Here is a 20573-nt window from a genome sequence, read left to right on the forward strand (position 1 = left end):
CTGCGACGCCGCGGTGCTGGCTCAGGCGCCCCAGCCCGCCGGCGGCCAGCTCTCCCCGGCGGCGAGGGCGTTGAGCTCGTAGGCGATCCTCCCGTCGATGCTCTCGCGGAGGATGTCGGCGTGCCCGGCGTGGCGCGCGAACTCCTCGACGGCGTGCAGGGAGCGCCACCGCACCGTCCACTGCTCCGCGCCGGTGAACCAGGGGGCGTCGGGGACGGGCATCGGAGTGTCGGGGTCGGCGGCGCGGATCGCGGCGGCGAGGCCGTCGGCCGCACGCTCGAGCTCGGCGATGAGCAGGTCGACGGTGTCATCCGCCCGCAGCGCCTCGGGGGCGAGTCCGCCCTCGGCCATGGCCCGCGCGGGGTCGACCGCATCGGCCGCAGGCAGCTCGGGGGCGGCGCGGACGGCGGCGGCGATGCCGTCGGCGATGAAGATGCAGTGCCGGGCGAGGGCGCCGAGGCTCAGGGAAGAGGCGCTCGGCACCGTCCCGAGCTGTGCGGGATCGAGGGCGTGCAGGCAGATGGCGACCTGGCGGATCTGCTGGGCGGCGAAGACGGCGAGGCTGTCGCGCTCGTCGGTCGTGTCGGGGGTCAGGAAGGGCATGGCGGGCTCCTCACGGTGGGTCCGGGGCTCCTTCTCGTCCCCGGCGCAGGACCAGTCTTCGCGAGCGCGCGGACAGGACCTGTCCGCAGAGCCTGTCCGCGGCCCCGAGGAGTCAGAACGGGTACGGACCCATGCGGCCCCAGGCGACGAGGGTCGCCGCCGCGGCGAGCAGGATCGGGCCCGCCATGATCGCGATCCCGTCGCCGCGGCGCACGTGCACCAGCAGCGCGAAGACCATCATGATCGCTAGCGCGGCGGCCGCGCAGGCCGTGAGGATCGGGGCGATGCCGAGCAGTCCCGGGAGGATCAGTCCGACGGCCCCGAGGATCTCGAGGGCGCCGATGCCGCGCACGACATTCAGCGGGAAGTCCTCCACGAAGGGAGTGATCCGCACGAGCCGCTCCCGGCTCACGATGAGCTTCGAGGCGCCGGTGGTCGCGAAGACCGCCGCGAGCACCCCGGCGAGGATCCACAGCACGATGTTCATCGGTCCCTCTCCTTCGACGAGCCGGTCCCGGAGCTCCGCCCCGGGGGGACTTGCCAGTATCCTCCGTCGGCGGCCCGCTGTCAGGCGACCGGCCTCGTCAGGCGACCGGCACGGGGAGCCGGGCCGCGGCCTCGCGGTAGCGCTCGAGGATCACGTCGACGACGTCGTCGTCGACCCCGAGCGGGGCGGAGACGAGATCGGCGCCGGAGCGCACCACGAGGTTCGCGAAGTGCCCGGGGGCGAGGACGTAGCTCGCGGCGATCACGCGCTCGGCGCCCGCGGCGCGGGCGGCGGCGACGGCCTCGGGCAGGCGCGGGCTCGTCCCGGCGCCGTAGCCGAGGGTCACGGGGACGGGCAGCTCGGCGGCGAGGAGGGCGCGCATCTCCTCGCAGGCGCGCGCGGCGGCCGGGTCCGACGAACCGGCGGCGGCGAGGACCACATGGTCGCCGGGGCGCTGTCCGGCATCGCCCCCGGGCAGCTCGCGCAGCCGCCGCAGGAGGGTGCGGACGAGGGCCGGGTGCGGTCCCATCGCCTCGGCGGCGACGACCTCGGGGTGGGGTGCGACGGCGCGGGCGATGTCGACGCCGGTGTGGAATCCCGTGGACAGCAGCAGCGGGACGACGACGGCGGGACCGTCGGCGACGGCCTGCTCGACGACGCCCGCGATCTCGTGGTCCTCGACGTCGACGACGGCGGGGATCACGCGCGTGCCGGGGAGGTGCCCGGCGAGCCGCGCGATGATCGCGGTCACCGCCTCGCGGCCCTCGGCGAAGCGGGTGCCGTGGGAGCAGGCGATCAGGGCGGGCGCGGTCATGAGGATCCTTCCGGGGCGGCCTCGCGGGTGTCGTAGTGGTGGACGACGGCGCGGATGAGGGCGCCGAGGCGCGCCCGCTCGGGCATCAGCACCTCGAGCCCCTCGGCCTGCAGGGGCAGGGCGGTGACGGGGCCGACGGCGGTGACCAGGAGGTCGCCGGAGGCGGCGACCGCGCGGACGGCGTCGACGGCGCCGATCTCGCGGGCGGCATCGAGCCAGCCGGTGGCGCCGGGCGCGGAGGTGAACACGAGGGCGTCGACCTCGCCGGCGGCGGTCCGCTCGACGGAGCGGCGCACGCCCTCGGGGTCCGGGGACGGGCCCCAGCGGTAGACCGTGAGGCTCGTGACGAGGCCGCCGAGCTCGGCGGCCAGCTCGTCGAGGCCGTCGGCGCCGGCGCCGTGGTGCTGGATGGCGATGCGGCGGCCGTCGGTGTCGAGGGTGCGCAGGTGCTCGCCGATCTCGGCGGCGGTCTCGGAGGCGGCGACGAACGAGGTCGTCAGCCCCGCGCCGACGACGGCGCCGCGCGCCTTCGGGCCGCGCGCGAGGATGCGCGCCCCGAAGAGGGCGTCCCGCAGCGCGTCGGCGAGGCCCGCGGCCTCGGCCGCCTCGAACCAGCCGCGGAAGCCGATGCCGGTGGTCGCGATGACGATCTCCGGCGGGTCGGCGATCAGCTCGCGGGTGCGCTCGAGCAGCGCCGCGTCGTCGATGTGCGGGATGGTCGAGAGGGCGGGGGCCCGCAGCACGCGGGCCCCGTGCCGCTCGAGGGCCGCGGCGAGCTCGTCGGCCCGACGGTCCACGGCGATCACGATGGTGCGGCCCTCGAGCACGGCGGAGAGCTGCTCGGGGCGGAGGTCATGTCCCATGGGGGCATGCTCTCCCACCCCGGCCCCGGCATCCAAAGCCGGATGAACCGATGTCAACGCGCCGCGGTCCACAGCAGCTCGACCTCGCCGGATCGCACGCGCGCCTCCCACGCCCGCAGGTGGCCGATCTCCCCGGCCTTGGGCTCCTTGCCCTGGGTGTCGAGGCACTCCCCCGTCGTCAGGTCGAAGACCTGCTTGTACAGGGGCGAGGCGACGGTGGGGGCGCCCGCCCGGGAGCCGACGATCCCGCGGGAGATCACGTTCGCGCCGCTGTAGGGGTCATGGTTGGCCACGGCCCGGACGCTCCCGTCGTGCAGGAGGAACAGGGCCACCTGCACGTCGTCGACGAGGGCCGCGCGCCCCCGCTCGATCTCCAGCGCGGCGACCGGGCAGACGGGCGCCCAGGCCGCGTCGGGGACGGGATCGGGCTCGAGGCTGGAATCGGGATGGGGCTCGAGGCTGGGGTCGAGGGTCGGCGTGGTCATGAGCGCACCTCCAGTCGGGTTCCGGCGATGAGGACGCCGCCGGCGGCGCGGTCCTCGGGGCTCGCCGGGCGGATCTGCCCGCGCTCGGGCACATAGGCGAGGTCGGGGTCGGGCGTGGTCGGGGCGTTGACGAAGGACTGGAAGCGCTGCAGCTTCTCCGGGTCCGCGAGGGTCGCCGCCCATTCGTCCTGGTAGGAGTCGACGTGAGCGGCCATCGCCGCATCGAGGTCGGCGCAGATGCCGAGGCTGTCCTCGATGATCACGCGGCGCAGCTCGTCGATGCCGCCCTCGAGCGCCTCGACCCAGGGGGCGGTGCGCTGGAGCTTGTCGGCCGTGCGGATGTAGTACATGAAGAACCGGTCGATGAGGCGCACGAGCTCCTCGTCGGACAGGCCCTCGGCCAGCAGGTCCGCGTGGCGCGGGGTCGCACCGCCGTTGCCGCCGACGTACAGGTTCCAGCCGTTGGCGGTCGCGATGATGCCCGCGTCCTTGCCGCGCGCCTCGGCGCACTCGCGGGCGCAGCCGGAGACGCCGAGCTTGAGCTTGTGCGGGGACCGCAGGCCGCGGTACCGCAGCTCGAGGTTCACGGCCATGCCCACGGAGTCGAGGACGCCGTAGCGGCACCAGGTGGAGCCGACGCAGGACTTCACGGTGCGCAGCGACTTGCCGTAGGCCTGGCCGGACTCGAAGCCGGCGTCGACCAGTCGGGTCCAGATCTCCGGGAGCTCCTCGAGGCGGGCGCCGAACATGTCGATGCGCTGGCCGCCCGTGAGCTTCGTGTAGAGGCCGTAGTCGCGGGCGATCTCGCCGATGGCGATGAGGCCCTCGGGGGTGACCTCGCCGCCGGCCATGCGCGGGACCACCGAGTAGGTGCCGTCCTTCTGCATGTTCGCCATCACGTGGTCGTTGGTGTCCTGCAGGGCGGCGTTGCCGCCGTCGAGGACGTGCCGGGAGGGCACGAGCACCGCGAGGATCGAGGCGATCACGGGCTTGCAGGTGTCGCAGCCGCGGCCGGTGCCGAAGCGCTCGAGGATCCCGCTGAAGGTGTCGAGGCCGGAGACCTGGACCGCGTCGAACAGCTGGCGACGGGACATGTCGAAGTGCTCGCACAGGGCGGTGGAGACGGTCTGCCCGGTCTTGGCGAGCTCGCCGTCGATCAGGCCCTTGAGCGCACCCACGCAGGAGCCGCAGGTCGCGCCCGCCTTCGTGCAGGACTTGATCGAGGCGACGTCGCAGCAGCCCTCCTCGCGGACGGCCTCGCGGATGCGGCCGGCGGTGACGGAGGCGCAGGAGCACACGACCGCCTCGTCGGGCAGCTCGGCCTGGATGACCTCGAGTCCGTCGGAGGGCAGCAGGTAGGCGGCCGGGTCGCCGCCGAGGGCGCCGCCGACGAGCGGGCGCAGCGCCCCGTACGAGGAGGCGTCGCCGACGAGCATGCCGCCCAGGAGGGTCGTCGCGTCGTCGGACAGCACGAGCTTCTTGTAGACGCCGTGGATCGGGTCCGCGTAGACGACATCGAGGGCGCCCGGGGTGGTCGCGAAGGCGTCGCCGAAGCTCGCCACGTCGACGCCGGAGAGCTTGAGCTTCGTGGAGAGGTCGTAGCCGGGGAACGCGGCGTCGCCGCCGAGGAGGCGATCCGCGGCGACCTCGGCCATCGCGTAGCCGGGGGCGACGAGGCCGACGCAGGCCCCCTCGAAGCTCGCGACCTCGCCGATCGCCCAGATCGACGGATCGGAGGTGCGGCAGCCCTCGTCGATCTCGACGCCGCCGCGGCCGCCGAGGGCGAGGCCCTCGACGCGGGCGCGGCCCTGGGCGGCGCCGCGGCCGCGGGCCAGCTCGTCGCGGGGCCGGACGCCGATGGAGTACACGACGATGTCGGCGAGGGTCGAGCGGCCGTCCTCGAAGAGCACCTTGCGGATGTTCCCGTCGGGGCCGGCGAGCACCTCGGAGGTGCGCGACAGGGTGTGGACCTCGATGCCGCGCTGCTCGATGAGGCGGCGCAGGGCATTGCCGGCGGGCAGGTCCAGCTGTGCGGACATGAGGCGGTCGGCGGACTGGACGATGACGGCGGAGGCGCCGAGGCCCTGGAGCGCGCCGGCGGCCTCGAGGCCGAGCAGGCCGCCGCCGATGACGACGCCGCGGACGGGGCGCCCGAGCTCCTCGGTGCGCCGTGCGACGGCCGCCTTCAGCTCCTCGACGTCCTCGATCGTGCGGTAGACGAAGGAGCCGGGCAGGTCGCCGCCCTTGACCGGCGGCCGCACCGCGTACGACCCGGTCGCGAGGACCAGCCGGTCGTAGGGGTGCTCGGCGCCGCCCGCGGTGCGGACCAGCTTGCGGGTGCGATCCAGCTCGGTGGCCTGGTCGCCGCGGATCAGCGTGACCCGGGGATCCTCGAGGACGGACTCGTCGAGGTGGAGCTCCTCGGGGGCCGCGCCGCCGAACAGCTTCGAGAGGTTCACGCGGTCGTAGGGGGTGCGGGGCTCGTCGCCGATCACGGTGATCCGGACGGCGTCCTCGGTGCGGGAGAGCAGGCTCTCGACGAAGCGGTGCGCGACCATGCCGGCACCGACGACGACGATCCGCTCGCCGCCCAGGTAGCGGGGGGCGCTCATCGGGTCGCTCCGGCGATCTCGGTCTGCACGGCGCTGGCGGCGGGGACGGCGCCGGCCGGCACCATCGGATCCCGGCCGGTCCGCCGCGAGGTGGCCGCGGTGCGGTACGGGGCGGTGCGGCCGTGGGTGACGTACAGCGCGAGGCCGACGAACACGACGCCGCCGACGAGGTTGCCGACGACTGTCGGGAGCTCGTTCCACAGCAGGTAGTCCATGAGCGTGAAGTCGGCGCCCAGGAGCAGACCGGAGGGGAAGAGGAACATGTTGACGATCGAGTGCTCGAAGCCCATGTAGAAGAACAGGGTGATCGGCAGCCACATCGCGACGACCTTGCTGATCAGGTCGTCGGTCATCATCGCGGCGACGACGCCGGTGGAGACCATGAAGTTGCAGAGCATCGCGCGGACGAACAGGGTCAGCATGCCGCCGGCGCCGTGCTCGGAGTAGCCGACGGTGCGGCCGTGGCCGATCTCGCCGATCGCGAGGCCGACCTCGCTCGGCGGCGAGGTGAAGCCGTAGGTGAAGTAGATGGCCATCAGGACGGCGATCGTGAGGGCGCCGGCGAAGTTGCCCAGGAACACCAGGCCCCAGTTGCGGGCGACGGCGCCGACGGTGACGCCGGGCCGCTTGGCCAGCAGCGCGAGCGGCGCGAGGGTGAACACGCCCGTGAGCAGGTCGTACCCGAACAGGTACAGCAGCACGAAGCCGATCGGGAAGAGGAGCGCTCCCAGCAGCGGCTGACCGGTCTGCGTCGAGACCGTGACCGCGAAGGCCGCACCGAGGGTGAGGAACGCGGCGCCCATGAAGGCGCGGATCAGGGTGTCTCGCGTGGAGAGGTTCACCTTGTGGGCACCTGCGTCGACCATGCGTTCGACGAGGTCGGCGGGCTTGACGTACGACATCGGGACCTCCGGGGTGTCGGGGGCTCAGCCTGCTCGTCGTCGAGCGGCGGGAACGCGGCAAAGCTATTCCCGGCCCCGCGCGGCCCCGTCATCCCGGAGGGCCCGTGACCTTCCTGTGACACGACGTCTCGGAGGCGTCCGCATCCCGGAAGGGGGCGGATCGGGGCGCGATCCGACCCCGTCCGCCCTCCGCTGCCGTTCTCCGCACTCGCTCTCCGCGCCTGCTCAGGCGGGCGGCGCCGTGCGGATCTGCAGCGACTGCCGGCGCCGGTGGACGGTCAGGTACTCGAGCCCGTCCTCGCCCGCGCGGAAGCCGCGGACGGTGCGGCGCGGGAGGAGCACGATCTGCCCGGGGTGCAGGGGCGTCTCGCCGTCGTCGGTCGTGAGGGTCCCGGAGCCGGAGACCACGTGGACGAGCGTGTCGACCTCGGCGCCGAGGTGCGGGGCGATGGCGTCGCCGGCGGGCAGGCGGATGACGTTCGAGTCGAGCTCGCGGCCCGGCACGTCGATCGACCAGACGGCGCCGCGAGCGGGCTCCGCGGGCAGCGCGGTCGTGTCGGCGAGGACCTGCGGGAGGCCCGGCGCCTCGGGCGCGGGATCGGCGGAGCGTGCGCCAGCGGAACGTGCATCGGCGGGATGGGGATCGGCGGGCATGGGACCTCCGGGATGCGAGGGGGACGACGGGACCCTCCGATCCTCCCCCACGCCGTCCCGGCCCGCCGCGCCCGATGGGCTCACCCGTCGAGCGCGACCTCCACGAGCCCGGCGGCCGGGCCGCGGAGCCGCCGCGGGCCCGTCCACACCGCGGTCAGGGGGCGGCGCATGGGCTCGCCCTCGAGGTCGACGCGCACCAGCTCCCCCGCGGCGAGCTGCGCGCGCACCGCGAGGATGCTCAGCACCGCCGGGGCGATGCCGGCCGCGACCGCGACCTTCACGGCGCCGATGCCGCCGAGGACCTGCGCGGGCTCCACCTCGGCGGCTCCGCCGACGAGCTCCTCGTAGGTGTCGCGGGTGCCGGATCCGCCCTCGCGCACGACCAGCGGGGTCGCGGCGAGCTCCGCGCGCGGCAGCGGGCTCCGTCGGGCGGCCCAGGGATGGTCCGGCGCGACCACGACGACGAGCTCGTCGCGGTGGACGGTGACCGCATTGACATCGCCGGGGATGTGCAGGGTCTCGATGAAGCCGAGCGAGAGATCGCCCGCGCGCACCCGCTCGAGCACGCCCGTGGAGTTCAGGACCAGCGGCTCGACCCGCACGAGGAGGTCGACGCGGCGGAGCCGGGCGAGCCAGGCCGGCATGAGGTTCTCGGCGATCGTGAGGCTCGCGCCGACGGCGAGCTGATGCCCCTCGTCGCCGCGCGCATGCTGCAGCCAGGACGAGAAGGAGCGGGCGGAGGCGAGCAGCTCGCGGGCATGGGCCGCATAGAGGAGCCCCGCGGAGGTGGGCCGGGATCCGCGCGCTCCGCGGTCCAGCAGCGCCATCCCCGCTTGCGCCTCGAGCTGCGCGATCGTGCGCGAGGCGTTGGGCTGATGGATGCCGAGGCGGCGGGCGCCCGCGCCGAGGCCCCCCTCGTCGACGACGGCGACGAACAGCTCGAGCGCGGCCAGGTTGGGCAGGACCTCAGTCATATCATCATCGTATGCCCTGATCCGCAGGTCATGTCTACCGGATATGGCTCGGCACCGGGACGCTGGATCCATGAGTCACGACGTGAAGATCCTGCCCGCAGGAGCCGACGGCGCGGCGACGGTCGCGGCGACGGTCGCTGGGGGCGCCCCCGCGCCCACTCCCGCCGACGGCTCCCACGGCGCTGCGCGGCGGGAGCGGTGGACGCGTCTGCTGCCCGGGCTCGGCATCGCCCTCGGCGTCGCGGTCCTCGCGCAGCTGATCTCTCCGCACATCCCGCTGCTGAGCCCGCTGATCATCGCGATCATCGTCGGCGTCGCCGCGGCGAACCTGGTCCCGCTGCCCGCCGCGACCGCCCCCGGCTTCGCCCTCGCCTCCCGCGGTCTGCTGAGGGCGGGGATCGTGCTGCTGGGCCTGCAACTCTCCCTCGCCGACGTCGCCGCGCTGGGTGCGCCGACGATCCTCATGGTCGTCGCGATCGTCGCGATCGGGATCCTCGGCACCCTCGCGCTCGGGAGGATCCTGCGCGTCGGTCGCACGCTGACGCTGCTGATCGCCTGCGGCTTCTCGATCTGCGGGGCGGCGGCCGTCGCCGCGACCGCCGGCGTCCTCGAATCCGACGACCCCGACGGACGAGACGGACGAGACGGACGAGCCGGAGGAGCCGGGCCGAGCGAGGCCCTCGAGCGGGACACGGTCACCGCGGTCGCGCTGGTGGTGCTCTTCGGCTCGCTCATGATCGCGGCCATCCCCGCGGCCTCCTCGCTCCTGGGCCTGGGCGCCGAGGACGCCGGCCGCTGGGCCGGCGGATCCATCCACGAGATCGCGCAGGTCGTCGCCGCCGGCGGACTCATCGGCGGCGGGGCGCTGTCCACGGCGGTGGTGGTCAAGCTCGCCCGCATCCTGATGCTCGCCCCCGTCATGGCGACGCTCGGCCTCGCCCGGCGACGCGCGCAGCGGGTCGTCCCCGCCGCCGGGATCCCCTCGCTCGCCGACGGCCGCGATGAGCACGACCGTCGGGAGGCGTCGTCGGTCCCGCAGCGCCGTCGGCCCCCGCTGGTGCCGCTGTTCGTGATCGGCTTCCTCGCTGCGGTGCTGCTGCGGACGCTCCTGCCGCTGCCGGAGGCTCTGCTGTCCCTCGCGTCGACCGCGCAGACGACGCTCCTCGCGGGGGCGATGCTGGCCCTCGGCTGCGGGGTGCGCCTGCGCAGCCTCCTCCGGATCGGTCCGCGTCCGATCCTCCTGGCGTCGCTGTCCACGCTGCTCGTCGCCGGGATCGCTCTCGTCGGAGTCCTGCTCATCGCATGAGGCCCGACGCATGGGAGCGGTGATCACGACACAGCAACTGCTCCCGACCGAGGCCGAAGGTCCCGCAGGTGCGTGCCTAGGATGGACGGCATGACGCAGCTGCGAGTACGCGATGCCGCCCTGTTCCTGGGAGTCAGCGAGGACACCGTCCGGCGCTGGATCGACCGAGGATCGGCCACGGCCACCACCGATGCGACGGGCCGCAAGGTCCTCGAGGGGACGGAGGTCGCGCGGCTCGCCCGCGAGAACGCCGTCGCCCCCGGGGCCGACGGCGCCACGCGCAGCTCCGCCCGGAACCACTTCACCGGCATCGTCGTCAAGGTCACCGCGGACACCGTGATGGCCCAGGTCGAGATGCAGTGCGGGCCCTACCGCGTGGTCTCGCTGATCTCCAGCGAGGCTGTCCGCGAGCTCGGGCTCGAGCCGGGCAGCGTCGCCACCGCCTCGGTCAAGGCCACCAACGTCGTCATCGACGCGGCCGCCCTCGAGGACATCCACCCCCTTCCCGAGAACGGACACTCCGCATGAAGCGTCTCCTCACCGCCGCCGCGGCGGCCCTCGTGCTGCTCGGCACCGCGACCGCCTGCTCCTCCGGCTCCGACGATGCCGACGCCGCGAGCGGCGGCGCCTCCGGCGCCGCGACCGAGACCACCCTGACGGTCTACGCGGCCGCCTCGCTGCAGGTGCCCTTCGAGCAGATCGGTGAGGAGTTCGAGGCCGCCCACGAGGGCGTCACGGTCCAGTTCAGCTTCGCGGGCTCCTCGGACCTCGTCTCGCAGATCCAGCAGGGCGCCCCGGCGGACGTCCTCGCGACGGCCGACACGAACACGATGGACGACCTGGTCGCCGACGGCCTGAACGCCGAGGAGCCGGTCGACTTCGCCACCAACACGCTGATGATCGCGGTCCCCGCGGGCAACCCGGCGGGCGTCGAGACCCTCGCGGACCTCGCGGATCCCGACCTCAAGCTCGTCATCTGCGCCGAGCAGGTCCCCTGCGGCAACGCCACGAAGAAGGTCGCCGAGGCCGCCGGCCTCACCCTGACCCCGGTGTCCGAGGAGCAGAGCGTCACCGACGTGCTCACCAAGGTCAGCTCCGGCGAGGCCGACGCCGGCCTGGTCTACGTCACCGACGTGGCCAAGGCGGGCGACGCCGTCGAGGGCATCGCCTTCGACGAGTCCGCCGAGGCCGTGAACACCTACCCGATCACCACGATCGAGGGCTCCGAGAACGCCGAGCTCGGCCAGGAGTTCGTCGCCTACGTGCTCGGCGACGGGCAGACCGCGCTCTCCGACGCGGGCTTCCTCGCCCCGGGGGAATGATCTCCCGGTGACCGTCCCTGTCGAGACGCCGGCACGCTGCCCCGCTGGGCGATCGCGCCCGCCGCGATCGGCGCGCTGTTCGTCCTGCTGCCGCTGGTGGCGATGGCCTCGCGCGTGAACTGGGCGGAGTATCCCGCCCTCATCACCTCGGAGAGCTCGCTGGCCGCGCTCTGGCTCTCGCTGCGCACCGCCGCCACCACCGCCGTGCTGTGCGTGCTGCTGGGCGTGCCGATGGCCGTGGTCCTCGCCCGCTCGACCATGCCCGGGATCTCGGTGCTGCGCGCGATGGTGCTGATCCCCCTCGTGCTGCCGCCCGTCGTCAGCGGCCTCGCGCTGCTGTACACCTTCGGGCGCCAGGGGCTGCTGGGCTCGACCATGTCCGTGCTCGGCGTGCAGATCGCCTTCTCCACCGCCGCCGTCGTCCTCGCGCAGACCTTCGTGGCGCTGCCCTTCCTCGTGCTGAGCCTCGAGGGGACGCTGCGCACCGCCGGCACCCGCTACGAGCAGTCCGCGGCCTCCCTCGGCGCCCGTCCCACGCGCGTGCTGCTGCGGGTGACGCTCCCGCTGGTCGCCCCCAGCCTCGTCTCGGGGACCGTGCTGAGCTTCGCCCGCGCCCTCGGCGAGTTCGGTGCGACCATCACCTTCGCGGGCTCGCTGCAGGGCACCACCCGCACCCTCCCGCTCGAGATCTACCTGCAGCGCGAGGTCGAGCCCGACGCCGCCGTCGCGCTCTCGTTCCTGCTCATCGTCGTGGCGGTGCTCGTCATCGCCGCCGCCCGGAGGAGGCCGTCCCTGTGAGCCTGCAGATCCATGCGAGCGTCCCCGAGCGCGGGGTCCAGATCGACCTCGAGCTCGATCTGGTCGCGCCGACGGGCGCTGCGAGCGCCGTCGCGATCGTCGGCCCCAACGGCGCCGGGAAGTCGACGCTGCTGCAGCTCGTCGCCGGGCTGCTGCGGCCCCGCGACGGCCGCATCGTCCTGGACGGGCGCGTGCTCGCCGAGGTCGAGGCCGGGCGCACCCGCACCTGGGTGCCCGTCCATGCGCGCCGCATCGCCACGCTCTCCCAGGACCCGCTGCTGCTGCCGCATCTGACGGCGCTCGGGAACGTCGTCTTCGCGCTGCGCTCCCAGGGGGTCTCCCGCCGCGGCGCCGCGGCCCGGGCCCGTGCGCTCCTCGCCGAGCTGGGGCTCGCCGAGTTCGCCGATCGTCGGCCGAGCCAGCTCTCCGGCGGCCAGGCGCAGCGGATCGCGATCGCCCGCGCGATCGCCGCCGAGCCCTCGCTGCTGCTGCTCGACGAGCCCATGGCCGCGCTCGACGTCGACGTCGCCCCCGTCATCCGCGAGCAGCTCGACGCGGTCCTCGAGACGACGCCCGCGCTGCTCGTCACCCACGACGTGCTCGACGCGATCACGCTGGCCGAGCAGATCGCCGTGATCGAATCCGGCGCCGTCGTGTCCCACGGGCCCGCCCTCGCGCAGCTCGCCCGTCCGTCGACGACCTTCGCCGCCCGCTTCGCCGGGCTGAACATGCTCACCGGCGTCTGGGCGGACGGCGCCGTCGAGCTCGCCGACGGCGGGCGCCTGCCCGGCGGATCCGGGCACGCCGACGGCGAGAGCGTCCGCGCGGTCTTCCGCCCCTCCGCCGTGCGTCTGCTGGGCACGGCCCGGGAGACCCCGCCCGCCGCATCGCATGCGCTCCTGCACCGCACCGTCCGCCGGCTCGAGCCCCATGGCGACCTCGTGCGCGTGCGCACCGAGGACCTCTCCGCGGATCTCGCCCCGCATCGCATCGCCGAGCTGGGCCTGCGCCCCGGGGATGCAGTGCGCGCGGTGATCCCGGCGGAGGACGTCTCCGTCCACGCCGTCTCGGGGCGGTCCGCAGCACCCGATGAGCAGCCCGCCGGAGAATCCTCCGGGGAGCCCGCCCGCGTCTGAGGGCGGCGCCCCGTGCGCTCCGGGGATCGGCGCACAATGGGGCGATGAGCGCCGCGCACTCCCCCGCCGTCCCGGACCCCGCTCGGCCCGGATCCGCTGAGCCCGGATCCGGCGGCAGCTCCCTGACCGTGCTCCTCGCCTTCGGCGCGAACCTGCTGGTCGCGATCGCGAAGACGGCGGTCGCGGCGGTCAGCGGATCCGCCTCGATGCTCGCCGAGGCCGCGCACTCCTGGGCCGACACCGGCAACGAGATCTTCCTGATCATCGGCGAGCGCCGCTCCCGCCGTCCGGCGGATGCGAGCCATCCGCTGGGCTACGGCCGCGACGGCTACGTGTGGGCGATGTTCGCGGCGATCGGCCTGTTCGCCCTGGGGTCGGCGGTGTCGGTGTGGCACGGGATCATCTCGCTGGGCGCCGAGGAGAGCGGCGAGGCGCAGTACGGGTGGGCGTACCTGGTGCTGGGGATCTCCTTCGTGCTCGAGGGCACGAGCTTCCTGCAGGCGCTGCGGCAGGCGCGGACGGGGGCGCGGGCGCGCCGGATCAGTCCGCTGCGGTACGTGCGCACGACCTCGGATCCGATGCTGCGGGCGGTCTTCTCCGAGGACACCTGCGCGCTGGTCGGTCTGCTGCTCGCCGCGGGCGGCATGGCGATGCACCAGGTCACGGGCGATCCGGTGTGGGATGCGATCGGGTCGATCCTGGTGGGCATCCTGCTGGGCCTGGTCGCGATCATGCTGATCTCGCGCAACACGGCCTTCCTCACGGGCGAGGGCGGGTCGCCGCTCGCGCGTCAGCAGGTCCTCGAGACGCTGCTGGAGCATCCGGACATCGAGTCGGTCAGCTTCCTGCACACCGAATGGGTGGGCGCGGAGCAGCTGTTCGTGATCGCCTCCGTGGACCTCGTCGGCGATCTCCCGGAGTCGGTGCTGCAGGAGAAGGTCCAGGCGGTCGAGGACCTGCTGGAGTCCCGGCCGGCGGTCCGCCGGGCGATGCTGACGCTGTCGCGGCCGGGCCCGCAGGAGCATCTCGCGCCGGAGCCGCTGCCGGACTGGTACGACGACGAGGACGCCCCCGCCGCGGAGCGGTCCCGGGGAGCGGACGGGGACCGAGGGTGAGCATCCCCGCCGGGCTGGACCTCGTCGACCTGCGCGCCCTGCACGCGGACCTCCTCCAGCGCCATGGCCCGCAGGGATGGTGGTGGCCCGGGGAGGAGCCGTTCGAGATCGCCGTCGGCGCCGTCCTCGTCCAGCGCTCCCGCTGGGAGCAGGCGTCGCTCGCGGTCGAGACGCTGCGCGGAGCGGGCCTGCTGGCACCCGCCGCTCTCGCCGAGGCCGACGAGGAGACGGTGCGCGCCCTCGTCCGCCCCGCCGGGTTCCCCTCCTCGAAGCCGCGGCGCGTGCTCGCCCTCGCGCGCTGGATGCGCGACCACGGAGACCTGACGGTCACAGCGGCTGCGGACCGGCCGGCGGAGGGAGATCGACCGGCGGCGTCCCTGGACGATGCCGCGCTGCGCCTCTCCCTGCTGGGCGTCGAGGGCGTCGGCGAGGAGACCGCCGATGCGATCGCCCTGTACTGCTTCGCCCGGCCGGTGCTGGTGTGCGACGAGTACGCGCGGCGCCTGCTGCGCGAGCGCGGGCATCGCGTGCCCGGCACCTATGCGGCGTTCCGGCGGGAGATCGCGCCGGCGGTGGCTCGGGCGGGATTCTCCGTCGAGGAGCTGGCCGAGCTGCACGGGCTGATCGTCGAGGAGGGCAAGGTCCGGGCGGCGTCGCGCGGACGACGAGCCCGGCCCTCGGGAGCCTGAGGCGTCAGGCGGGCTCGTCGGCGCCGACGGGTGCGGGGCGGTCGTCGAGGACCAGCTGGAGCAGCGCGAGGTCGAGCCAGCGCCCGAACTTCTCGCCGACCTGGGGCATGAGGCCGACGTGCGCGAAGCCGAGGCGCTCGTGGATGCGGATCGAGCCGGTGTTGTCGGCGTCGATCGCGGCGACCATGACGTGCACGCCCTGCGCGCGAGCACGGGCGAGGAGCTCATGCATGAGCGCGGTGCCGATGCCTCGGCCGCGGGCGGTGCCGTCGACGTAGACGGAGTGCTCGACGGTGCGGCGGTAGCCGTCGTGGGGCCGGAACGGGCCGTAGGTCGCGTAGCCGAGGAGGGGTGCTCCCTCCGTCGGCTCCCCCGGGGCGGCGTCGACGGCGGCGAGGACCGGCAGACCGGCATCGCGGTGGGCCTGCAGCCAGGCGGCCCGGTCCTCGACGGTCACGACCGTGTCGTTCCAGATCGCGGTGGTGCGCTGGACCGCCTCGTTGTGGATCGCGGTGATGGCGGGGAGATGAGCGCTGACGGCGTCGATGATCTGCACCGGAGGATTCTCGCACCGGCGCGGGCGGCGGTGGGCGGCGCCGCCCCGCGGCGCGGGCGGCGCCCGCCGACGCGGATGGCAGGGTTCAGGGGACGTCGCCGGGGCGGACGAGCCCGGATTCGTAGGCGAGGACGACGAGGCGGGATCGGTCGCGGGCTCCGAGCTTGCCGAGCAGACGGGAGACGTGCGTGCGGGCGGTCGCGGGACTGATGTGCAGGCTCGCCCCGATCTCGTCGTTGGACTCCCCCAGGCCCACGCGCCGCAGCACCTCCCGCTCCCGGGCGGTGAGTCCGTCGATCAGCGCGGGGCGGATGCGGTGCGCGAGACGCCGCTCGAGCTGGCCGAGGACGGTCGTCGTGACCGCCGGGGAGAGCAGGGAGCCGCCCGCGGCGACGGTGCGGATGCCGGCGCGGAGGTCCGCGGGGGCGACGTCCTTGAGGAGGTATCCGCTGGCTCCGGCGGCGATCGCCCCGAGCACGTCCTCGTCCTCGTCGAAGGTGGTCAGGACGATCACCCGCACGCTCGCGAGCGCGGGGTCGGCGGTGATCGCGGCGGTCGCGGCGATGCCGTCCCGGCGCGGCATGCGGATGTCCATCAGGACGACGTCGGGCGTCTCGCGGCGGATCCGTCGCAGGGCCTCCTCGCCGTCGGCGGCCTCGGCGACGACCTCGATGTCGCCGTCGCGCTCGGCGAGGGCGCGCAGCCCGGTGCGGACCATCTCCTGGTCGTCGACGAGCACGATGCGGATCACGGGGTCCTCCTGGGCGACGGGGCGTCAGCCGGGGCGTCGGCTGAGGCGTCAGCCGGGGCGTCGGCTGCGGCGGGCGGGAGGGGCAGGCGGGCGTCGACGACGAAGCCGCCGTGCGCGCCGCCGCCCGCGTCGAGGACGCCGCCGAGCAGGCGCGCCCGTTCCGCCATGCCGGCCAGGCCCGTGCCGACCCGGGCGGCACCGGTCGGCCCGGAGGCGGTGCGTGCCGGGGTGATGCTCGCGGGGGCGGGGCCCCGTCCGTCGTCGCGCACGGTCAGATGCAGCTGCTCGTCCTCCCGGACGATGCGGATCTCCACGCGGGTCGCCTCGGCATGGCGCAGGACGTTGGTCAGGGACTCCTGGACGATCCGGTAGGCGGCGGCGTCGACCAGGGCGGGGATCCGCGCGTCGGCCGTCGATGCCCCGTCCCGCGGCTCCGACGGCGCGGCGATCTCCGCGTCGATCTCCGCATCGATCTCGAGGCCGGCCGCGCGCATGCGCTCGAGCAGGGCCGGGAGGTCGGCGAGGGAGCGCACGTGCCGCTCGCGGGCGGCCTCGTCGGCGCGGAGCATGCGGACCATGGCGCGCAGCTCCTGCAGGGAGGCCGAGGACTGCTCGCGGATCCGCTCGAGGGCCGCGGCGGCCTCGGCGGTCTCGGAGCCGTCGGAGGCCCCCTCCGCGAGGGCTTCGCGGCCGACGCCGGCATGCAGGGCGATGACCGACAGCGCATGGCCGAGGGTGTCGTGCAGCTCCCGGGAGATCCGCTCCCGCTCCCCGGCCACCCGCTCCTCGGCGACGCGATCGGCCCTCTCGGCCGTGAGCTCGGCGATGACGCGCTGCTGGAGGTCCCGCTCGCGGCGGGTGCGGATCGCGTGGCCGAGGGCGAGCGCTGCGGCCGCCAGGGCGAGGTTCATGGCGGTGTCGGTGCCGAGGAGGTAGCCGAGCGGCTGGGGGTCGTCGCGCAGCCGGAAGGCGAGGGCGACCGCCACGACCACGGCCCCGGCGATGCCCGCGGCCCGCAGCCGACCCTGCTCGGCGGCCGAGCCGAGGGCCGCGACGACGGGAAGCGCGACACCGATCGTCGGCAGCTGCAGGCTGTAGTAGGCGAAGGTGCCCAGAACGCTGAGGACGAGCACGCCGACGGGCAGCTGCCGGCGCAGCAGGAGCACGCCGCCGAACCCGAGCGCGAAGACGTAGGCGAGGGCGGTGGGAGCAGCGGCGGTCCCGGAGCCGCCGACGGACGCCAGAGCGATGACGAGCGCGAGGACGAGCGCGACGGCGGTGCCGAGGAGCGCATCGACGATGCGGAGGCGACGCGGCGACGCGGTGGACATGGTCGGCTCCATCGCCATCGCCCTCCTCCTGCGCTGTCGATCCGTTCCTGTGCTGCCGATCCGCCGGGCGCTGCTGCGCGCCTGCGTCGCGGTGTCGTCGCGTCCAGCCTAGGAGGCGCGCGCCGCCGCGGCATGCGACCTCGGGCGGAGTCCGATGTCGCTCCTCGACGTAGACGAGGACCGCGATCCTGCGCTCCGGGCGGAGACCGCAGGCCGACGCGTCCGGTGCACCGGGCTCCCTACCGTCGGAACATGGACATCGACACCAGCTCCGACAGCACCCGCCCTCGACCCTCGACCTCGACCTCCGCCTCAGGGTCGCCCTCCCCTCATCCCTCATCCTCTGCTTCAGGGTTCGACCTGCTGCGTCCGGCCTGGGGTATCGCCCTCGGCCTGGGCGCTCTCGCCCTGGTCAGGCCCGTCATCCGGATCCTCCTCGATCAGGCGGGAGTGGAGCTCTTCGGCCCGCTGCTGCCGCTCGCGACGACCGCGCTGATCTCCCTCGTGTGGGTGCTCGCCGCGGTCCTCCTGCGCACTCGCTCGCCGCTGGCGACCCTCACGGCCGCCGGGATCGTCTACGCGCTGCTCGCGATCGTGCTCAGCGGGGTGCTCTCGCCGCTGCTGACAGGGACCCTCTCGGGCCCCCTCGCGCATCCGTTCGCGATCCTCCCGATGCTGCTGACCAATGCCCTCTGGGGGCTCGCCTGCGGCGCGATCGCGCTCGGTCTGCAGTCCTCGCTGCACCGCCGTCCCGCCCCGTCCGACCGGGGCGCCCGATGAGCCGCCACCGCACCAGCGCAGCGCGCGCCGTCGGCATCGCCCTGCTCGGCGCCCTCGGAGGGCTCCTCGCCGCGCTCGTCCTCCAGGACGCCCTCGCGACGCTCCTGGTCGCCTCCACCGGCGGGCCGTCGGCCGCCGGCGCCGTCCTCGGCGGCTCCTCGCGGATCCTCCTGCTCGGCTGCCCGATCGTCGGGGCGGTGCTCGCCTGGCGGATCGACCGACGACGCCGACGGACGCACCGGCATGGAGAGCCGCCGGTACATTGACCCCACGGCGCGCCCCGGAGGCCCGCCCTCGCCCCCGCCGCCCCGCGGCGCCGACGACAGGAGTCCCCGGTGACGACGCCCTCCCTCAGCCGCGCCGAGCAGATCGATGCCGCCACGCCGGCCAGCCGGAACCGGGTCGTGGACCTGCTGCGGGCCGCGGCCATCACCGTGGTGGTCCTCGGTCACTGGACGATCATGGCGGTCGACGTCGACGGCGGGATCCTCCCCCACGGCGTCCTCGACGGCGCCCGCTGGACGCATCCGCTGACCTGGGTGTTCCAGGTGATGCCGATCTTCTTCCTGGTCGGGGGCTACTCCAACGGCCTGTCCTGGCGATCCGCCCGACGGCGCGGCACGTCCTACGGCGCCTGGCTGCGGGCGCGGCTGCGGCGCCTGGGCATCCCGCTGGTCCCGCTGCTGCTGGTGTGGCTGGTCGTCTGCGCGATCGCCCTCGCCGCCGGGGCCGACGCCGCGACCGTGCAGCTGGCCTCGCAGATGGCGCTGGTCCCGACCTGGTTCCTCGCCGCCTACCTGCTGGTGATCATCGCGGGACCGCCCTGCCTGGTGCTGTGGGAGCGCTGGGGATGGGCGTCGATCGTCGGCGGGATCCTGCTCGCCGGGGCGGTCGACGCGGTCAGCATCGCCGCCGACAGCCCACTGCTGGGCTACCCCAATTACCTGCTGGTATGGGCGGCCTTCCACCAGGTCGGCTACGCCTGGCTCGACGGACGCCTGCAGGGCGTCCCGCGGCGCCTGCTGCTGGCCGCGGTCGGCGCCGTCGGCCTGGTGCTGCTGGTGGCTCTCGGGCCCTACCCGGTCTCGATGATCACCGCCGGCTCCGACGCGATCTCGAACTCCAGCCCCACGCGCGTGACGATGGCGTTCCTCGGGATGCTGCAGGCGGGTCTCGTGCTGAGCCTCGAGGGGCCGCTCGCCGCGGCGCTGCGCCGTCCGCGCCTGTGGATGGTGACGGTGCTCGTGAACCGCCGGATCATGACCTGGTTCCTCTGGCACCTCACGGCGCTCGTCGGCCTCTCCCATCTGCTGCTCGCCGTCGGCGGGCTGGGACTGCTGCCGACGCCGCTGACCGGCGTGTGGTGGGCGACGCGCCCCCTGTGGTGCGCGGCCCTGCTCCTGATCACCGGCGGGATCGTCCTGCTCATGGGCCGGTTCGAGGATCCCCGCGCGGACGACCGCCCGGCACCGGCGGCATGGCGTCCGCTCGCGGCGGCCGCCTGCGTGATCGCCGGACTCGCCGTGATGGCCTCGTCGGGGATCGTCGGCCCCGACGGCCTGCACTGGATCTGGCCGCTGCTGCCCGGGGCCGGGCTCCTCGTCTTCGGGGTGGTGCGCCCGCTCAGCCGTCGAGCGGAACCGTCTCGAACAGACCGGTGACCTCGGCGCGCACGGTGATCTCGGCGATCGTGACCTCGGCCGCCTCCACCGCGCCCGCGCCGCCCGCGACCATCCGCATGCTCGCCGCCATCGGCGCGATCGCCCCGCCCCCGGGGACGTCGGAGATCGAGACGACCAGCCCGACCCTCTCCCCCAGCGCCTCCGCGTAGTCGCCGGCGATCTCGCGGGCGACGCGGACGGCGGACCTCCGCGCCGCCTTCTCGTGCTCGCGGCGCGAGGCCTCGGTGAGGCTCCAGTCGACGTCGGTCGTCGCCCCCATCTCCGCCAGGAGCGTGACCAGGGTGCTGACCTGCTCGAGATCGGAGACCTTCACGCGCACCGCCGAGGTCGTGCGGTGCTCGATGACGACGCGGCGGGACTTCCCCTCGCGGTAGGTGCGGGTCCCGTAGGTGCGGATCGGTTCTCCCGCATGCCAGGTCGCGGCCCCCTGCTCGCGCAGGTCGCGCGCGATCCCCATGATCCGCCCGTGCAGAGCCGTCGCCTCGGCGATGCTGCGCTCGCGATCCTCCGAGGCGATCGAGATGCGGGCGGTGATCGTCGCCCGCTCCGCCACATGGTGGCTCTCGTGCTCGCCGCGCGCCTGGATCGTGGTCATCCTCGTGCCTCCTCCGGACGGGCCCGGCCGCTCCGGTCCCGCACCCGCGGAATCGTATCCGGGCGACCCGGGCGACGGCCCTGCGGCCGGCCCGCGCGCGGTCGCTCGTACGATGGGC

General features: G+C 74.4%; 23 protein-coding genes. 10 read left to right on the forward strand and 13 right to left on the reverse strand.

Annotated elements, in window-relative coordinates; genetic code table 11:
* Positions 1-21: 21 nt before the first annotated feature.
* The 9 genes from ACXET9_RS05980 to ACXET9_RS06020 all read right to left on the reverse strand — a co-directional run bounded on the left by ACXET9_RS05980 (position 22) and on the right by ACXET9_RS06020 (position 8394).
* Positions 22-603: a mycothiol transferase gene (locus tag ACXET9_RS05980; protein ID WP_457885582.1), complete on the reverse strand. Its 582-nt coding sequence runs from the start codon at positions 601-603 to the stop codon at positions 22-24.
* A gap of 112 nt (positions 604-715) precedes the next feature.
* Entirely contained in the window at positions 716-1090 is a 375-nt protein-coding gene (locus ACXET9_RS05985) for a DoxX family protein (RefSeq protein ID WP_457885583.1), read from the reverse strand.
* A gap of 97 nt (positions 1091-1187) precedes the next feature.
* Positions 1188-1904 carry a sirohydrochlorin chelatase gene (locus tag ACXET9_RS05990; RefSeq protein ID WP_457885584.1) on the reverse strand — a complete coding sequence of 239 codons (717 nt, stop codon included), beginning with the start codon at positions 1902-1904 and terminating at the stop codon, positions 1188-1190.
* The gene (locus ACXET9_RS05995; protein ID WP_457885585.1) at positions 1901-2767 is read right to left on the reverse strand and encodes a uroporphyrinogen-III synthase; all 867 of its coding nucleotides are present in this window, start codon (positions 2765-2767) and stop codon (positions 1901-1903) included. Before ACXET9_RS05995 ends, ACXET9_RS05990 begins: the two co-directional genes overlap by 4 nt.
* Before the next feature lie 53 nt (positions 2768-2820).
* Positions 2821-3252, reverse strand: a complete 432-nt coding sequence (gene nirD / locus ACXET9_RS06000) for a nitrite reductase small subunit NirD (RefSeq protein ID WP_457885586.1) — start codon at positions 3250-3252, stop codon at positions 2821-2823.
* The gene (nirB, locus tag ACXET9_RS06005; protein ID WP_457885587.1) at positions 3249-5864 is read right to left on the reverse strand and encodes a nitrite reductase large subunit NirB; all 2616 of its coding nucleotides are present in this window, start codon (positions 5862-5864) and stop codon (positions 3249-3251) included. Before nirB ends, nirD begins: the two co-directional genes overlap by 4 nt.
* Positions 5861-6766 carry a formate/nitrite transporter family protein gene (locus ACXET9_RS06010; RefSeq protein WP_457885588.1) on the reverse strand — a complete coding sequence of 302 codons (906 nt, stop codon included), beginning with the start codon at positions 6764-6766 and terminating at the stop codon, positions 5861-5863. Before ACXET9_RS06010 ends, nirB begins: the two co-directional genes overlap by 4 nt.
* Before the next feature lie 225 nt (positions 6767-6991).
* The gene (locus ACXET9_RS06015) at positions 6992-7420 is read right to left on the reverse strand and encodes a cupin domain-containing protein (RefSeq protein WP_457885589.1); all 429 of its coding nucleotides are present in this window, start codon (positions 7418-7420) and stop codon (positions 6992-6994) included.
* Positions 7421-7500: 80 nt separating this feature from the next.
* The gene (locus ACXET9_RS06020; RefSeq protein WP_457885590.1) at positions 7501-8394 is read right to left on the reverse strand and encodes a LysR family transcriptional regulator; all 894 of its coding nucleotides are present in this window, start codon (positions 8392-8394) and stop codon (positions 7501-7503) included.
* A 70-nt stretch (positions 8395-8464) separates the two neighbouring features.
* On the opposite strand from ACXET9_RS06020, the gene ACXET9_RS06025 reads away from it, so the two are divergent.
* The 7 genes from ACXET9_RS06025 to ACXET9_RS06055 all read left to right on the forward strand — a co-directional run bounded on the left by ACXET9_RS06025 (position 8465) and on the right by ACXET9_RS06055 (position 14760).
* Entirely contained in the window at positions 8465-9700 is a 1236-nt protein-coding gene (locus ACXET9_RS06025) for a YeiH family protein (protein ID WP_457885591.1), read from the forward strand.
* Positions 9701-9790: 90 nt separating this feature from the next.
* Positions 9791-10228 (forward strand): TOBE domain-containing protein, encoded by a 438-nt coding sequence (locus tag ACXET9_RS06030; protein ID WP_457885592.1) that lies wholly within the window; start codon positions 9791-9793, stop codon positions 10226-10228.
* Positions 10225-11022 carry a molybdate ABC transporter substrate-binding protein gene (modA, locus tag ACXET9_RS06035; RefSeq protein ID WP_457885593.1) on the forward strand — a complete coding sequence of 266 codons (798 nt, stop codon included), beginning with the start codon at positions 10225-10227 and terminating at the stop codon, positions 11020-11022. Before ACXET9_RS06030 ends, modA begins: the two co-directional genes overlap by 4 nt.
* Positions 11023-11124: 102 nt before the next feature.
* The gene (locus ACXET9_RS06040; protein ID WP_457885594.1) at positions 11125-11820 is read left to right on the forward strand and encodes an ABC transporter permease; all 696 of its coding nucleotides are present in this window, start codon (positions 11125-11127) and stop codon (positions 11818-11820) included.
* Entirely contained in the window at positions 11817-12956 is a 1140-nt protein-coding gene (locus tag ACXET9_RS06045) for a sulfate/molybdate ABC transporter ATP-binding protein (protein WP_457885595.1), read from the forward strand. Before ACXET9_RS06040 ends, ACXET9_RS06045 begins: the two co-directional genes overlap by 4 nt.
* A gap of 44 nt (positions 12957-13000) precedes the next feature.
* Positions 13001-14071 carry a cation diffusion facilitator family transporter gene (locus ACXET9_RS06050; protein WP_457885596.1) on the forward strand — a complete coding sequence of 357 codons (1071 nt, stop codon included), beginning with the start codon at positions 13001-13003 and terminating at the stop codon, positions 14069-14071.
* The gene (locus tag ACXET9_RS06055) at positions 14068-14760 is read left to right on the forward strand and encodes an endonuclease III (RefSeq protein ID WP_457885597.1); all 693 of its coding nucleotides are present in this window, start codon (positions 14068-14070) and stop codon (positions 14758-14760) included. Before ACXET9_RS06050 ends, ACXET9_RS06055 begins: the two co-directional genes overlap by 4 nt.
* A gap of 4 nt (positions 14761-14764) precedes the next feature.
* On the opposite strand, the gene ACXET9_RS06060 is transcribed toward ACXET9_RS06055, so the two are convergent.
* From ACXET9_RS06060 to ACXET9_RS06070, 3 genes are all read right to left on the reverse strand, one after another.
* Positions 14765-15316 carry an N-acetyltransferase family protein gene (locus ACXET9_RS06060; RefSeq protein ID WP_457885598.1) on the reverse strand — a complete coding sequence of 184 codons (552 nt, stop codon included), beginning with the start codon at positions 15314-15316 and terminating at the stop codon, positions 14765-14767.
* An 85-nt stretch (positions 15317-15401) separates the two neighbouring features.
* Positions 15402-16067, reverse strand: coding sequence for a response regulator (locus tag ACXET9_RS06065; protein WP_457885599.1), 666 nt, complete (start codon positions 16065-16067; stop codon positions 15402-15404).
* Positions 16064-17398, reverse strand: a complete 1335-nt coding sequence (locus ACXET9_RS06070) for a sensor histidine kinase (protein WP_457885600.1) — start codon at positions 17396-17398, stop codon at positions 16064-16066. Before ACXET9_RS06070 ends, ACXET9_RS06065 begins: the two co-directional genes overlap by 4 nt.
* Before the next feature lie 252 nt (positions 17399-17650).
* Between ACXET9_RS06070 and ACXET9_RS06075 the strand changes: the two genes are divergently transcribed.
* The 3 genes from ACXET9_RS06075 (at position 17651) to ACXET9_RS06085 (ending at position 19839) form a co-directional block, all read left to right on the forward strand.
* Positions 17651-18178: a hypothetical protein gene (locus ACXET9_RS06075; RefSeq protein ID WP_457885601.1), complete on the forward strand. Its 528-nt coding sequence runs from the start codon at positions 17651-17653 to the stop codon at positions 18176-18178.
* Positions 18175-18444 (forward strand): hypothetical protein, encoded by a 270-nt coding sequence (locus tag ACXET9_RS06080; RefSeq protein WP_457885602.1) that lies wholly within the window; start codon positions 18175-18177, stop codon positions 18442-18444. Before ACXET9_RS06075 ends, ACXET9_RS06080 begins: the two co-directional genes overlap by 4 nt.
* A 69-nt stretch (positions 18445-18513) precedes the next feature.
* Positions 18514-19839 (forward strand): acyltransferase family protein, encoded by a 1326-nt coding sequence (locus ACXET9_RS06085; RefSeq protein WP_457885603.1) that lies wholly within the window; start codon positions 18514-18516, stop codon positions 19837-19839.
* Here the strand turns inward: ACXET9_RS06085 and ACXET9_RS06090 are convergent.
* On the reverse strand, positions 19802-20455 hold the full coding sequence (locus tag ACXET9_RS06090) for an SIMPL domain-containing protein (RefSeq protein ID WP_457885604.1): 654 nt from the start codon (positions 20453-20455) through the stop codon (positions 19802-19804). The two genes, ACXET9_RS06085 and ACXET9_RS06090, sit on opposite strands and share 38 nt — an antisense overlap.
* Between the last annotated feature and the right edge of the window lie 118 nt (positions 20456-20573).

Source organism: Brachybacterium netajii (SeqCode) (assembly GCF_054114245.1).

Bases quoted from the DNA above. Each gene is read 5' to 3' on its own strand.
- ACXET9_RS06040 (WP_457885594.1), top strand. From the start codon at position 11,125: ATGGCCTCGCGCGTGAACTGGGCGGAGTATCCCGCCCTCATCACCTCG.
- ACXET9_RS05990 (WP_457885584.1), bottom strand. From the start codon at position 1,904: ATGACCGCGCCCGCCCTGATCGCCTGCTCCCACGGCACCCGCTTCGCC.
- ACXET9_RS05980 (WP_457885582.1), bottom strand. From the start codon at position 603: ATGCCCTTCCTGACCCCCGACACGACCGACGAGCGCGACAGCCTCGCC.
- ACXET9_RS06025 (WP_457885591.1), top strand. From the start codon at position 8,465: ATGAGTCACGACGTGAAGATCCTGCCCGCAGGAGCCGACGGCGCGGCG.
- nirD (WP_457885586.1), bottom strand. From the start codon at position 3,252: ATGACCACGCCGACCCTCGACCCCAGCCTCGAGCCCCATCCCGATTCC.
- nirB (WP_457885587.1), bottom strand. From the start codon at position 5,864: ATGAGCGCCCCCCGCTACCTGGGCGGCGAGCGGATCGTCGTCGTCGGT.
- ACXET9_RS06030 (WP_457885592.1), top strand. From the start codon at position 9,791: ATGACGCAGCTGCGAGTACGCGATGCCGCCCTGTTCCTGGGAGTCAGC.
- ACXET9_RS06075 (WP_457885601.1), top strand. From the start codon at position 17,651: ATGGACATCGACACCAGCTCCGACAGCACCCGCCCTCGACCCTCGACC.
- ACXET9_RS05985 (WP_457885583.1), bottom strand. From the start codon at position 1,090: ATGAACATCGTGCTGTGGATCCTCGCCGGGGTGCTCGCGGCGGTCTTC.
- ACXET9_RS06020 (WP_457885590.1), bottom strand. From the start codon at position 8,394: ATGACTGAGGTCCTGCCCAACCTGGCCGCGCTCGAGCTGTTCGTCGCC.
- ACXET9_RS06050 (WP_457885596.1), top strand. From the start codon at position 13,001: ATGAGCGCCGCGCACTCCCCCGCCGTCCCGGACCCCGCTCGGCCCGGA.
- ACXET9_RS05995 (WP_457885585.1), bottom strand. From the start codon at position 2,767: ATGGGACATGACCTCCGCCCCGAGCAGCTCTCCGCCGTGCTCGAGGGC.
- ACXET9_RS06090 (WP_457885604.1), bottom strand. From the start codon at position 20,455: ATGACCACGATCCAGGCGCGCGGCGAGCACGAGAGCCACCATGTGGCG.
- ACXET9_RS06080 (WP_457885602.1), top strand. From the start codon at position 18,175: ATGAGCCGCCACCGCACCAGCGCAGCGCGCGCCGTCGGCATCGCCCTG.
- ACXET9_RS06010 (WP_457885588.1), bottom strand. From the start codon at position 6,766: ATGTCGTACGTCAAGCCCGCCGACCTCGTCGAACGCATGGTCGACGCA.
- ACXET9_RS06015 (WP_457885589.1), bottom strand. From the start codon at position 7,420: ATGCCCGCCGATCCCCATCCCGCCGATGCACGTTCCGCTGGCGCACGC.
- modA (WP_457885593.1), top strand. From the start codon at position 10,225: ATGAAGCGTCTCCTCACCGCCGCCGCGGCGGCCCTCGTGCTGCTCGGC.
- ACXET9_RS06070 (WP_457885600.1), bottom strand. From the start codon at position 17,398: ATGTCCACCGCGTCGCCGCGTCGCCTCCGCATCGTCGATGCGCTCCTC.